At 69.0% G+C, this 12,914-nt stretch carries 11 protein-coding genes and 3 pseudogenes; 7 read left to right on the top strand and 7 right to left on the bottom strand.

Translation table 11 applies throughout. The features are described 5' to 3' along the window. From HUU96_RS15065 to lptG, 6 genes and pseudogenes are all read left to right on the top strand, one after another. Window positions 1-170, top strand: a pseudogene (locus tag HUU96_RS15065) (NAD(P)-dependent oxidoreductase); the annotation flags it as partial. Between the two features lie 41 nt (window positions 171-211). After that, complete coding sequence (locus tag HUU96_RS03965) at window positions 212-454, top strand: acyl carrier protein (RefSeq protein ID WP_174291560.1); 243 nt, start codon at window positions 212-214, stop codon at window positions 452-454. Window positions 455-456: 2 nt separating this feature from the next. Beyond that, the gene (gene spt, locus HUU96_RS03970; protein WP_174291561.1) at window positions 457-1,719 is read left to right on the top strand and encodes a serine palmitoyltransferase; all 1,263 of its coding nucleotides are present in this window, start codon (window positions 457-459) and stop codon (window positions 1,717-1,719) included. 51 nt (window positions 1,720-1,770) lie between these two features. Continuing rightward, window positions 1,771-3,711, top strand: a complete 1,941-nt coding sequence (locus tag HUU96_RS03975) for an ATP-binding protein (RefSeq protein WP_174291562.1) — start codon at window positions 1,771-1,773, stop codon at window positions 3,709-3,711. A 111-nt stretch (window positions 3,712-3,822) separates the two neighbouring features. Then, window positions 3,823-5,022 carry an LptF/LptG family permease gene (locus tag HUU96_RS03980; RefSeq protein WP_254604966.1) on the top strand — a complete coding sequence of 400 codons (1,200 nt, stop codon included), beginning with the start codon at window positions 3,823-3,825 and terminating at the stop codon, window positions 5,020-5,022. A 41-nt stretch (window positions 5,023-5,063) separates the two neighbouring features. After that, entirely contained in the window at window positions 5,064-6,116 is a 1,053-nt protein-coding gene (gene lptG, locus HUU96_RS03985; protein ID WP_174291570.1) for an LPS export ABC transporter permease LptG, read from the top strand. 3 nt (window positions 6,117-6,119) lie between these two features. Here the strand turns inward: lptG and HUU96_RS03990 are convergent, their stop codons facing one another. Beyond that, window positions 6,120-7,199: a fatty acid desaturase family protein gene (locus HUU96_RS03990; protein WP_254604968.1), complete on the bottom strand. Its 1,080-nt coding sequence runs from the start codon at window positions 7,197-7,199 to the stop codon at window positions 6,120-6,122. A 135-nt stretch (window positions 7,200-7,334) separates the two neighbouring features. Here HUU96_RS03990 and HUU96_RS03995 point away from each other — a divergent pair, with 135 nt between their 5' ends. Beyond that, entirely contained in the window at window positions 7,335-8,486 is a 1,152-nt protein-coding gene (locus tag HUU96_RS03995; RefSeq protein ID WP_174291565.1) for an N-acetyltransferase, read from the top strand. A gap of 112 nt (window positions 8,487-8,598) precedes the next feature. Here HUU96_RS03995 and HUU96_RS04000 read toward each other — a convergent pair whose 3' ends face one another. From HUU96_RS04000 to HUU96_RS04025, 6 genes and pseudogenes are all read right to left on the bottom strand, one after another. Continuing rightward, window positions 8,599-9,459 (bottom strand): transporter, encoded by an 861-nt coding sequence (locus tag HUU96_RS04000; RefSeq protein WP_174291566.1) that lies wholly within the window; start codon window positions 9,457-9,459, stop codon window positions 8,599-8,601. Continuing rightward, window positions 9,441-10,211: an exodeoxyribonuclease III gene (gene xth, locus HUU96_RS04005; RefSeq protein WP_174291567.1), complete on the bottom strand. Its 771-nt coding sequence runs from the start codon at window positions 10,209-10,211 to the stop codon at window positions 9,441-9,443. Before xth ends, HUU96_RS04000 begins: the two co-directional genes overlap by 19 nt. 6 nt (window positions 10,212-10,217) lie before the next feature. After that, the gene (gene erpA / locus HUU96_RS04010; protein WP_174291568.1) at window positions 10,218-10,556 is read right to left on the bottom strand and encodes an iron-sulfur cluster insertion protein ErpA; all 339 of its coding nucleotides are present in this window, start codon (window positions 10,554-10,556) and stop codon (window positions 10,218-10,220) included. A gap of 44 nt (window positions 10,557-10,600) precedes the next feature. Further along, entirely contained in the window at window positions 10,601-11,770 is a 1,170-nt protein-coding gene (locus tag HUU96_RS04015) for a M23 family metallopeptidase (RefSeq protein ID WP_174291569.1), read from the bottom strand. Between the two features lie 239 nt (window positions 11,771-12,009). After that, a pseudogene (locus tag HUU96_RS04020) lies at window positions 12,010-12,467 on the bottom strand (peroxiredoxin). Then, window positions 12,464-12,914, bottom strand: a pseudogene (locus tag HUU96_RS04025) (glutamine-synthetase adenylyltransferase); the annotation flags it as partial. The pseudogenes HUU96_RS04020 and HUU96_RS04025, both read right to left, overlap by 4 nt.

Here is a 12,914-nt window from a genome sequence, read left to right on the forward strand (position 1 = left end):
GCGGCACGGGAGCCAAGCTGACCGCCGACCGGGTCGGCTATCTCTGCCACCGCGACTGGACCGCCGACCCCGCCCGCCGGCCCCCGGCCGCGCTATGGCGACCGGCGACACCGACGCCGCAGGGTTTGGCCGCGACCGCGCGATGGTATCGCGAGCAAGGCTGGCTATAGTCGCCGCACCCTCGCCGTATTTCCCTGTCACCGGACGCCCTATGACCGATCGCCCGCAGATCCTCGACACCATCACCGCCCAGATCGCGCCCTTCAACAAGAAGGGCGTCGCCATCACCGAGGCGACCAGCTTCCAGCGCGATTTGGAGTGGGACAGCCTGACGGTGATGGACTTCGTCGCGGCGATCGAGGACGAGTTCGACATCATCATCACCATGAACATGCAGGCCGAGATCGAGACGGTCGGCCAGCTGGTCGACGCGGTCGCCAAGTTGCAGGGCTGACGATGAGCGAGACCGGCCTCCAAGCCGAGACGCTCGATCTCGACCCGCCCGCGGTTCCCGCCGAGCGCGACCTGATGAGCAAGTTCGACGGCGTCATCGCCGAGCGCGCGGCGCTGGCCGCGACCGGCGCGCGCGATCCGTTCGGGATCGTCATGGACCGGGTGCTGTCGCCGACCGAGGCGGTGATCGGCAACCGGCCGACCATCCTGCTCGGCACCTATAATTACATGGGCATGACCTTCGACGCCGACGTGATCGCGGCCGGCAAGCAGGCGCTCGACGATTTCGGGTCGGGTACCAACGGCAGCCGAATGCTCAACGGCACTTTCCACGACCATGTCGAGGTGGAGCAGGCGCTACGCGACTTTTACGGCGTGTCGGGCGCGATCGTCTTCTCGACCGGCTACATGGCCAATCTCGGCATGATCTCCACCCTGGTCGGCCGCGGCGAGTATGTCATCCTCGACGCCGACAGCCACGCCTCGATCTACGACGGCTGCGCCCAGGGCAATGCCGAGATCGTCCGCTTCCGCCACAACAATGTCGAGGACCTGGACAAGCGCCTTGGCAGATTGCCCAAGGAGCCAGGCAAGCTGGTGGTGCTGGAGGGCGTCTATTCGATGCTGGGCGACATCGCCCCGCTGAAGGAGATGGTCGCGGTCGCCAAGCAGCACGGCGCGATGGTGCTGTCCGACGAGGCTCACTCGATGGGGTTCTTTGGCCCCAACGGCCGCGGCGTGTACGAGGCGCAGGGGCTGGAGGGGGAGGTCGACTTCGTGATCGGCACCTTCTCCAAGTCGGTCGGCACCGTTGGCGGCTTCTGCGTGTCGAACCATCCCAAGTTCGAGGCGATCCGCTTCGCCTGCCGGCCGTACATCTTCACCGCCAGCCTGCCGCCATCGGTGGTCGCCACTGCGGCGGCGTCGATCCGCAAGCTGATGACCGCGCACGACAAGCGCGCGCGGCTGTGGGACAATGCGCGCCGGCTGCACGGCGGCCTGACCGGTCTCGGCTTCAAGCTCGGCACGTCGACGCCGCAGAGCGCGATCTGCGCGGTGATCCTCGCCGACCAGCGCCAGGCAGTGGCGATGTGGCAGATGCTGCTGGAGGGCGGGCTATACGTCAACGTCGCGCGGCCGCCGGCGACCCCGGCCGGCACGTTCCTGCTCCGCTGCTCGCTGTGCGCCGAGCACACGCCGGCGCAGATCGACCGCGTGCTGGCGCTGTTCGGCGAGGCGGGGCGGGCCGTGGGAGCGATCGGCTGAAGCGAGTCGCGCGGCTTTTACCTTAACCTTCGTTGCGGTAAGCTGCGCGCCGTGCAGCGGGACACGGGCAACGCGGTCGCCTGGAGCGACACGATCTGGCAGACGGTCACGCTGGTCGTGACGGCGCTGGCCGGCGTCGCGACGCTGGTGGCGCTCACCCTGACGCTCGCCGGTGCCAACAGCCAGCGCGACCGTGCGCTCCGCCTCCAGGCGCACAGCTATGACGTGATGATCCTGTCGCGCACGCTGGCCGGGACCATCGCCCAAGCGGAGGCGGCGCTTGGCCGCTACGTCATCTCCGGCGATCGCTCGCTGGGGCAGCTTTATGTCGACGACTGGAGCGATGCGGGCAACCAGATCGACCGGCTGAGCCGGATCACCGCCGACAATGCCGACCAGCAACGCCGCATCGGCGTGTTGCGCGCCGCCTATGACAACCGCGGCCGGGAGCTGTCGCTGACCGCGCTATCGACCACCTATGGCAAGAACAACCAGGCGCTCGCCCGCTATTACCAGGCGCGCAAGGCCCCCGCGCTGGCGAGCATCAACACGCTGCTCGACGCGATCATCGCCGACGAGCGCGCCCTGCTCGACCAGCGCACGACCCAGGCCGCGCACAGCGTCGAGCGATCGAGCCGCATCGCCGGGGTGCTGGCGCTGCTGGGTGCGCTGCTCGTGCTGGGCGGGATCGCGCTCGGCTGGCTGATGGTCCGCGCGATCAACGAGCGCCTGATCGCGCGCGGAGAGGCCGATGCCGAATGGGCGCGCGCCGAGGATCTGACCGCCGCCGTCGCCCAGGCCACCGACGAGCTGCGCCGGCAGGAAGCGAAGCTGCGCCAGGTCCAGAAGATGGAGGCGGTTGGCCAGCTTACCGGCGGCATAGCGCACGATTTCAACAACATGCTGGCCGTCGTTCTCGGCGGTATCGAACTGGCGCGGCGGCAGGTCGCGGACCCGGTCGCGGTCGCCCGCCACCTCGACAATGCCCGCGAGGGGGCGGAGCGTGCCGCCGCCCTCACCCGCCGCCTGCTCGCCTTCAGCCGCGAGGAGTCGCTGAAGGTCGAGGCGATCGAGCCGGGCGCGCTGATCGCCGGCATGTCCGACCTGCTCGATCGAACGCTCGGCGATGCGGTCTCCGTGACCGTGCGCGACAGGGGACGCGGCTGGCGGGTCCGCGCCGACCGCGTGCAGCTGGAGAACGCGATCCTCAACCTCGCCGTCAATGCGCGCGATGCGATGGACGGGCGCGGCGCGCTGACCATCACCACCGCAACCCGCGCGCTGGCCGAGCACGAGATCGACCATTGCGCGGCGGGCGACTATGCGACCGTGTCGGTGCGCGACACCGGCCAAGGCATGACCGCCGACGTCGCCGAGCGCGTGTTCGAGCCGTTCTTCACCACCAAGGAGGCGGGCAAGGGCACCGGGCTTGGCCTCAGCCAGATCTTCGCATTGGTCCGCCAGCTCGCCGGCGAGATCGCGATCGACACCGCGCCGGGCCGCGGTACCGAGGTGACGTTGTTCCTGCCCCGCGACGTCGCCGCGGCAAGTGTCGAGACCGTCACCGCGACCGTGCCTGTGCCAGCCGCAGCCGGGCATGGCGACCTCGTCGTGCTGGTGGTGGAGGACGATCCGCGCGTCCTCGCCGCCACCACCGGCGCGCTGCGCGAGCTTGGCCATCATGTGCTCGCGTGCAACGATCCGCTGGCCGCGCCAGCGATGCTGGCGGAGCGCGACGACATCGACCTGATCGTGACCGACGTGCTGATGCCGCGCCAGACGGGGCCGGAGATGATCGGCGGCGTGTTGCCGCACCTGCCGCATCTGGCGGTGCTGTTCGTCACCGGCTTTGCGGGCGAGGCCAATGCCGAGGAGTTCGGCGACCATCCGCTGCTGCGCAAGCCCTTCACCCTCGCCGCGCTGGACCGCGCGATCGGCGAGGCGATGCACCGCGAGCGGCCGGCCTCGCCCACTCGGCTGGCGGCGGAGTAACGCCCCTCACGCTTCGGTCAGTTTCCTGCTGACGCACCCCGTCCGGCTCCCTATACCCGCTCGAACCGCCGCGCCGAGCCCCCTGCCCCCATGTCCTCCCTCGATCGTTACATGGCCCGGCTGATCGCGGTGCCGTTGATCTCCACGCTGATCGTCGCGTCGATGCTGCTGGTGCTCGACCGGATGCTGCGATTGTTCGAGTTCGTCGCCACAGAGGGCGGCCCGATCAGCGTGGTTTGGCGGATGCTCGCCAATCTGCTGCCGGAGTATCTGGGTCTCGGCATCCCGATCGGGCTGCTGCTCGGCATCCTGCTCGCCTTCCGCAAGCTCGCCACCAGCTCGGAGCTCGACGTGCTGCGCGGGGTCGGGATGAGCTATGGCCGGCTGCTGCGCGTGCCGTACATGTTCGCGATCGGGCTGGCGCTGGTCAACCTCGCGATCGTCGGCTTCGTGCAGCCGACCTCGCGCTATTATTACGAGCAACTGCGCTTCGAGCTGCGCACCGGCGCGCTCGGCGCGTCGATCAAGGTCGGCGAGTTCACTCATCTCGGGGCCAACATGACGCTGCGCATCGAGCGCAGCCGCAATGCCGGCCGCGACCTGAAGGGCATCTTCGTCCACGCCCAGACGCCCAAGGGCGACTGGGTCGGGGTCAGCGCCGACAGCGGCAAGTTCCTCGCCACCGACGATCCCAACGTCATCATCTTTCGCCTGAAGGATGGCACGCTGATCCACAGCCGCGCCGATTTCGTGACGCCGCGGGTGCTGACCTTCACCGGCCACGACCTGCCGATCGACCTGCCCAAGCTGGAGAATTTCCGCCAGCGCGGCGCGGAGAACCTGGAGTTCACCCTGCCCGAGCTGGCGAGGCTCGGCCACCACGCCGAAACCCCGCAGCAGCGCGAGGGCACGCGCGCCGAATTCCATTTCCGCGTGATCGAGGTGGCGACGATGTTCCTGCTGCCGCTGCTGGCGGTGGCGCTGGGGGTGCCGCCGAAGCGATCATCCTCTGCATTCGGCGTCTTTCTCGCGATCGTGATGATCGTCGCCTATTTCAAGATCAACCAATATGCCGAGGGTGTCGCGGTACGCGGCGAGGTCGATCCGATCATCGCCCTGTGGGTGCCGTTCGTGCTGTTCGCCGGCCTGGTGCTGCGCATGTTCTATACCCTGGCCTATGTGCCGGGCGGCCAGCCGATCGGCGCGCTGGAGCGCGGCGTCGCCTATCTGGTCAAGGCGGTGACCAGCCGCCTGCCCGGCCGCCGCCCAGCCGTCGAGGTCGCGGAACCGGCGCTGGGCGCGGCGGCGTGAACCTGCTCCGCTTCTTCCCCTCGCGCACCGTCGCCTTCTACATGGCGCGGCTGTTCCTGGTGCGCACCTTCGGCATCCTAGCCGGCTTCGTGCTGGTGCTGATGGCGCTCAACCTGCTCGGCGAGTCGAGCCATATCCTCGCGCATCCGGAGAATGGCGACGGCGCGGTCTGGCGCTATGTGTCGCTGCGCGGGCCGGAGCTGATCGCGTTCATGATGCCCTATTCGGTGCTGCTGGGCACGTTGCTGACCTTCTACACCATGAACCAGAACAGCGAGGTGATCGCCCTCAAGGCGTCGGGCATGTCGGCGCATCAGGTGCTCGCGCCGCTGCTGGTCGCCAGCCTGGGAGTGGCAGTGGTGTCGTTCGCGTTCAACGACCGCATCGTCAGCCGCGCGTCGGCCGCGCTCGACCGCTGGCAAAAGGCCGATTACCGGCCGGTGCCGCGCGATCATGGCGACCGCTCCAACGTCTGGGTCCGCGACGGCGACGACCTGATCGAAGTCGACGCCATCACCGGCCGCGGCAATGCGGCGAAGCTGTCGGGAGTGACGCTGTACGACCGCACCGGCGGCAATTTGGTCGGGCTGGTACGCGCGCCCAACGGCGTCCGCGAGGGCAAGGGTTGGGCGATCGCGCCGGCGACGCGCTTCGACGTCGCCAGCGGCAAGCTCACCCAGCTCGGCCGCACCCATATCGGCGAGGGCGTCCGCCCCGACCAGTTCACGCTGGCGACGGTGGATGCGGACGGGCTGTCGTTCGGCGGGCTGAACGAGGCGATCCACGACCTGTCGGACGCCGGCCGCCCGACCAAGGCGCTGGAGGGGTCGCTGTGGCACAAGCTGTCCGGGCCGTTGTCGGCGGTGCTAATGCCGCTGCTGGGTGCTGTTGCGGCGTTCGGGCTGGCGCGCTCGGGCAAGGTGTACCTGCGCGCGGTGATGGGTATGTTACTGGGCTTTGCCTTCTTCGTCGCGGACAATTTCGCGCTCGCGATGGGCAGCTTGGGAGCGTACCCGCCGTTCCTCGCCGCCTGGGCCCCGTTCCTGCTGTTCCTGCTGATCGGCGAGGCGGTACTGATCCGGTCTGAAGAGTAACGCCTACCGCCCGCCCATCGTGCTGCGGGCGATGCGGCCGACCAGCACCGGCAGCCCGGCGTGGCTCGCGCGATGATAAGGCGAGGCCTGCTCCAGCGCCGCCGACAGCCGCCGGTGGACCGCTCCCAGCGCATGATAGGGCAAGGACGGCAGCAGGTGGTGGAGCGCGTGGTAGCGCAGGCCAACCGGTGCCCATAGTGCCGGCAGCAGCGTCGGCGGCGGCACGTTGACCGAGTCGAGATACTGGGCGGTGACGCTCATCGCCTCGCCATCATTCTCCCACAGATGCGCCACCAGGGTCCGCACCTGGTTGAGCACCGCCACCGCCGAGGCGACACCCATCGCGATCGCAAACCCACGCAGCGGCACGACGCCGGTCGCCACGGCCGCTACGATCGCGATCGCCCACAGGCTCCCCGCGGCTTCGAGCCGGTGCCAGCGCAGCCGCTCCTCACCCTCGGGCGCGCGGCGGCGGAAGCCGGGGTTTATCGCCAGCGCCGAGTACCGCTCGACCACCGCCCTGCGCAGCCGCGGCGACAGCAGCGACAGCGGAGCCAGCAGCGCGAAACGGACCAGCAGCGCCAGCGGAGCCAGCGCCGACACGATCACGAACGCCGGCAGCGACCAGGGCTTCATCAGCGCGAGCGGCAGATACTCGGGATCATCGGCGGTGCCGTAGCGCGTGCGGGCGTGGTGGAGATTGTGGACGCCCTCGTACATGAAGGACGGCACCAGCATCGGCACCCCGACCAACAGGTTGAACCCCAGCCTGAAGCCGGGCAGCGCGCTATGCTTGATATGGGTCAGCTCGTGGATGAAGCTCATCGCCCGGTACAGCGCCAGCACCGCCACCACTGCGGCAACGACCGCAAGCCCCGCCGTCGGCAGCATCATCGCCGCTGCCAGCCCGCCATAGCCGATCGCCGCCGACGCGAGCAGATCGCCCCAATAGATCGCCGGCCGGGGCGCGATCAGATCGCGGCTCAGCTCCGCCGCTGTGCGAAGCATCGCCATGTCGTCGGCCGCACGATGGCTCGCGACCCGCTCGCGGCCCGGCACCGCGATCTCACGAGATAGGGTCATGTCCATGGCGTGCTCCATAGCCCCTAGATAATGGCATCAGCGTGACCGTACAGGGGGTGCGGGATGACGCAAACGTCACTCGCGCGAAACGATCTGTCCGTTTACGACGCGCGGCGCAAACAGGAAGGGCAGATGATGGCGGAACTGTTGATCCGGAAAGTCACCACCAAGCGCGACCGCAAGGCGTTCGTCGACCTGCCCTTCCGCCTCTACCAGGACGATCCCCATTGGGTCCCGCCGCTGAAGGGCGAGGCGCTGGGGCTGATCACGCCCGAGAAGAACGGCTGGTACAGCCACGCCAAGGCGCAGCTGTTCCTCGCCGAGCGGGGCGGCACCGTCGTCGGCCGCATCTCCGCCCATATCGACACGCTGGCGCTGACCATGCCGACCGACCAGGGCTTTGGCCCCGGCGTCGGCCAATGGGGGCTGATGGAAGCCGAGGACGAGGATGTTTTCGCGGTCCTGCTCGCCGCGGCGGAGGACTGGTTGCGCGGCGAAGGGATGAGCAAGGCGCTGGGTCCGATCTCGCAATCGATCTGGGAGGAGCCGGGCGTGCTGGTCCAGGGCTTCGACCACCCGCCGACGATCATGATGGGCCATGCCAAGCCCGCCTATCACGACTGGATCGAGCACGCCGGCTACGGCGTCGTGCGCACGCTCTATACCTACGACCTCGACATCCGGAAGGAGTTCCCGCCGTTGGTCAAGCGGATCATCAAATCGGGCGAGAACAATCCGCGCATCCGCGTCCGCGAGGTCAACAAGAAGAAGTTCGACGAGGAGGCGGCGATCATCCTGTCGATCCTCAACGACGCCTGGTCGGACAATTGGGGCTTCGTGCCCCTGACCCCGCCCGAGATCAAGGATGTCGGCGTCAAGCTGAAGCCGATCGTGTTCAACGACCTGATCCGCATCGCCGAGCTCGACGGGCGGCCGGTGGCGTTCATGATCACGCTCCCCGACCTCAACGAGGCGATCAAGCCGCTGAACGGCAACCTGCTGCCGTTCGGCTGGGCGAAACTGCTGTTGTGGCTGAGGAAGCCGAAGGTGCGGACCATGCGAGTGCCGCTGATGGGCGTGGTCAAGGAGTTGCAGGCGTCGCGCATGGCGTCGCAGCTGGCGTTCATGATGATCGAGTATATCCGCCGCGCCTCGGTCGCGGAGTATGGCGCGACGCGCAGCGAGATCGGCTGGATCCTGGAGGACAACCAGGGGATGCGCTCGATCGCGGAGACGATCCATTGCGACATCAACAAGGTCTACAAGATCTACGAGAGAGCGCTGTAGCGGCCGTTCACCCTCACCCTTCCCGCCGCCTGCGGCAGCTCCTTTCCCTCTCCCGATGGGAGAGGGAGGGAGGCGCGCAGCGCCGGAAGGGTGAGGGTGAGTTAGAGATGCGCTAGAACAGCACCGCACCACCCAGAATCAGCCGCACGTCGGGCGAGGTGCGGTTCAGCCCGGCGATCGCCTGCGCGTCGATCTGGAAGGTCTTGGTCGGCTTCCACGACACCGACGCGGCCGCCAGCGCGTGGGTCTCGTGCCCCGACGGGTCGCGGTCGCGCTCCAGCTTCGCCTCGCCGATCAGGTTGATGTCCTCGGTCAGCTTGTAGCGCAGCCCGACGATGCCGCTGTACGCCAGATGCTGGCCCGACCCGGAGTCGTTCGCCGCGGCGTCGGACTCGCCGGTGAACTGCACCGCCAGCGTCTTGGTCAGGTCGTATTGCAGCGGCACGATGACGCCGGCGCTCCAGTCGCCCGCGCCGACCGGATAGCGCCCGACCGGCAGCGTCACGAACGGCTGGAGGCCGAGCGAGAACGGCTTGCCCTCCTCTCCCGCCAGATGCTGGCGCAGCGCCAGCGTGACGTCGCCGACGCCGTCGGTGCGGTCGATGTCGCCGCTCATCCTGTCGCGCTCCCGGTCATGGCCGAACGTGGTCCAGCCGACCTGCACCTCGGTCTTTGCACCGACGCCGATGCGGGCGAGCAGGTCAGCGGCGAGGATGCGGTCCTCGCGGCTGTCGGTGCGGTCGTCGCGCTCCCAGTCAAGCAGCGACATCTCGACATGGATGCGGCCCGGCTCGGTGGTGCAGCTCGACGATCCCAGGCTCGGCCGGGGCGGGCAGAAGCGCGGCTTCACCGGCTCCTGGTCGTCGTCGCCCTGGTCCTGCGCCAGCGCCGGCGTCGCGGCGAGCAGGGTCAGCGCGGCGAACAGGGCTTTCAGTGTAGGCAGACCCCCGCGCGTCAGCGCAAGCGAACCCAAGTCGGCGCGTGGTCGCTGGCCCGCTCCCGGCCGCGATGCGCCTTGTCGACCCCCGCCTCGACCAGCCGGTCCGCCGCCAGCGGGCTGAGCAGCAGATGGTCGATGCGGAACCCCGCGTCGCGCTGCCACGCTCCCGCCTGATAGTCCCAGAACGTCCATATGCCCCCCTTCGGATGCCGGGTGCGCAGCGCATCGGTCCACCCCTGCGCCAGCAGCGCGCGGTACGCCGCTCGGCTCTCGGGCTGCATCAACGCATCGTCGGCCATCGCGCGTACCGAGAAGGTGTCGTCGTCATTGGCGATGACGTTATAATCGCCGGCGAGCACCACCGACAGCTCCTCGGCCAGCAGCGCCCGCGCGCGCTCGGCGAGGCGCGCCATCCAGCGCAGCTTGTAGTCGAACTTCGGGCCCGGCTGCGGATTGCCGTTGGGCAGGTAGATCGACGCGACCACCAGGCCGCCGACATCACATTCGAGGTAGCGGCTATGCTCGTCCTCGGGCTCGCCGGCGAGGCCGCGATGGCGTTCCACCGGCGTCGTGCCGCGGGCGAGGACGGCAACGCCGTTGAACCCCTTCTGCCCATGCCACACCGCGCCATAGCCGGCCGCCTCGATCTCGGCCTGCGGGAAGGTCTCGTCGCTCGCCTTCAGCTCCTGCAGGCAGACGATGTCGGGCTGCTCCTCGGTCAGATACTCGACCAGCCGGGGCAGCCGCGCCTTGATGCCGTTGACGTTGTAGGTGACGACCTTCAACCGGCGTCAGACCGAGAAGCTGGAGCCGCAGCCGCAGCCGCTGGCGGCGACCGGGTTGTTGACCCGGAACGCCGCGCCACCCAGGCTCTCGACATAATCGACCGAACAGCCGCGAACGAGGTCGAGGCTCATGCTGTCGACCACCAGCCGCACACCGTCAGTCTCGGCGACCGTGTCGTCCGTCTCGGCCGCGTCGGCGAACCCGAAGCGGTACTGGAAGCCGGAGCAGCCGCCGCCATCGACGGCGAGGCGCAGGATGGCGGGCTTGCCCTGCCTGGCGGCGATCGCCGCGACGCGGGCGGCGGCGGACGGGGTCAGCGCGATCTCGGGTGCCAGGCTTGCCATGAACGGGAGATAGGCCCGCAGCCGCTCGACGGCAACCGCGCGTCTCAATCCTGCGGTGCGGGACCGTCCGACGAGACCGGGATGGCGTGAACCGACCGATCCTGCGCGGCGACCAGGAAGTCGGCGTTGGTCAGGAACGGCGCGGGGTTCACCGCATGACCGTCGATGCGCACCTCGTAGTGAAGGTGCGGCCCGGTCGAGCGGCCGGTCGAACCCATCAGCGCGATCAGCTGGCCGCGATGGATGTGCGCACCCGGTTCGACCAGGATCTTCGACAAATGGCCATAGCGGGTGGCGATGCCCTTGCCGTGATCGATCTCAACCAGGTTGCCGTAGCCGCCCGCCCGCTCGGCGCGATCGACGATGCCGTCGGCGGTGGCGTAGATCGGCGTGCCGACCGGGCCGGGGATGTCGACGCCGGCGTGCATCGCCGCGGTACCGCGGAACGGATCGGTGCGGATACCGAAATTGCTGGTGAAGGCGAGCTTCTCGACCGGATGCACCGCCGGGATCGAGATGACGCCCTGTTGCAACGTGTCGAGCTTCTTCCAGGTCATGAACAGGTTGCGGAACTGCTGGTCGGCCTTGAGGTCGGCGGTCGCCTCCGCGCTGTCGGCGGGGATCATCGGACCGCCCATGCCGCCGGCCTTGGCAACGCGGGCCGGCGCGATGCCGAGCTTGCCCAGCGTCGCGGTGGTGCGGGCATAGCGCGCCTCCAGCACCGCCTGCGCGCGAGCGGCGAGCGCGACCTGCTTGCCCTCGACCTTCGCCATCGGCTTGACCACGTCGGCGGCGAGCTGGTCGGCGGCGGGATCGATCGCCAGCGTCGCGGTCGCCAGCTGCGCGTCGCCCTTGCCGGTCAGCGCCGCGGCGATCATCGCCTGCCGCTGCTCCATGCGCTGGGCGTGCTGGGCGGCGACGGTGCGGATCGTCTCAACCTTGGCCTGCATCGTGTCGAGCTGGCGCTCCATGCTGGCGATCTGCGCCTCGGCCGGGGGCAGCTTGACGACGCCGGTCGCCTGCGCGGCACCATAGGCGGCCTGCGCCGCGCCATAGCCGGAGAAGCCGATCATCACCGTCGCCACGCCCGCCAGCACCGCTTGGCGCGGGCCGCTCATCGACACGCGGCGCAGCGCGCGACCGTCGTGAAACAGGATGTCGCGGCTGGGGAACAGGTCGCGCAGCGCGCGAAAGGCTAAGGCGATACTCGGCATCGGACCCCAATATGACGCGGCTGACGACGCCTGCCGCAGCTTCCCTGCTGTCCATCGCCGGCAGCACGATGCGCCGACCCGGACCGTTCAGCGTGTGGCCGACCTCGCCCGGTTGCGGCAAGGGTTCGGCCGGCAACACGCGTCAGACCGGCAGCCGCGCACGCCGAGCCGTTGAACCGCGGCTTCGGAACCACCCGGAAGTCACTGCAACTTAACGAATGGCAGCGGGTCCAAGCGCGCTACAGCGCGTGCACCGCCTCCAGCACCTGCTGGGCATGGCCCGGCACCTTCACCTTGCGCCAGGCGCGGACCAGCGTGCCGTCGCGCCGAACAGGAAGGTCGCCCGCTCGATGCCCATGTATGTGCGGCCGTACATCGACTTCTCGCCCCAGACGCCGAACGCGTCGCAGGCTTCGCCGCTGTCGTCGGCGGCCAGCGTGACAGTAAGCGCATATTTGCTAGCGAACTTGGCCTTGCTCGCGGCCGACTCCTTGGAGATGCCGACCACGCTCGCTCCCGCCGCCGCGAACGCCTCGCCCAACGCGGAGAAGTCCTGCGCCTCGCGGGTGCAGCCGCTGGTGTCGTCCTTGGGGTAGAAATACACCACGGCGGGTGTCGGCAGGTCGGCGAGCGACAGCAATGTGCCGTCGGCCAGCGTCACGCTGACGGCCGGGATCGGGGTGCCTTCGTCCATCATTGCTCTCCTGCCACGCTTGCCCAGAACGACGCCACCTCCTGCCGCGTGTCGGCGAGGCAGGCAACCACCATCGGCCAGTCTGCAAGGTCCAGCGCGGCGGCGATCAGCGCCTGCGTCGCCGGCGCAGGCTCGGCGGCGTCGGGCGCGACGAGGCGCAGGACGACCAGCAGGCGGGTGAGAAAGTCATGCGCCGCCCGCAGCCCGGCGGGGGCGAGACCCTGCGCCACCAGCGCGTCGATCGCGCTACCGAGGCGGGGATCGAAGCCGGCTCGCTGCGTCAGCTGAACGACGTGCACCGCGAACTCCAGGTTGACGAGACCGCCGGGTAGGAGTTTGGCATCGAGCGGACCTCCTGCCGACTTGTGCGCCAGCATCTCCGCCCGCATCGCCTGCGCCTCGGCGGCGATGGCGCGGGCGGGCCGCTCGCCGGCGAGCACCGCGTCGATC

This window comes from Sphingomonas bacterium, from assembly GCF_903644135.1.
In the GTDB taxonomy this organism is placed as follows: domain Bacteria; phylum Pseudomonadota; class Alphaproteobacteria; order Sphingomonadales; family Sphingomonadaceae; genus Sphingomonas.

Excerpts from the sequence above, each read along its gene's own strand:
- HUU96_RS03965 (WP_174291560.1), top strand. The coding sequence starts at position 212 with ATGACCGATCGCCCGCAGATCCTCGACACCATCACCGCCCAGATCGCG.
- spt (WP_174291561.1), top strand. The coding sequence starts at position 457 with ATGAGCGAGACCGGCCTCCAAGCCGAGACGCTCGATCTCGACCCGCCC.
- HUU96_RS03980 (WP_254604966.1), top strand. The coding sequence starts at position 3,823 with ATGGCCCGGCTGATCGCGGTGCCGTTGATCTCCACGCTGATCGTCGCG.
- lptG (WP_174291570.1), top strand. The coding sequence starts at position 5,064 with ATGGCGCGGCTGTTCCTGGTGCGCACCTTCGGCATCCTAGCCGGCTTC.
- HUU96_RS03990 (WP_254604968.1), bottom strand. The coding sequence starts at position 7,199 with ATGACCCTATCTCGTGAGATCGCGGTGCCGGGCCGCGAGCGGGTCGCG.
- HUU96_RS03995 (WP_174291565.1), top strand. The coding sequence starts at position 7,335 with ATGGCGGAACTGTTGATCCGGAAAGTCACCACCAAGCGCGACCGCAAG.
- erpA (WP_174291568.1), bottom strand. The coding sequence starts at position 10,556 with ATGGCAAGCCTGGCACCCGAGATCGCGCTGACCCCGTCCGCCGCCGCC.
- HUU96_RS04015 (WP_174291569.1), bottom strand. The coding sequence starts at position 11,770 with ATGCCGAGTATCGCCTTAGCCTTTCGCGCGCTGCGCGACCTGTTCCCC.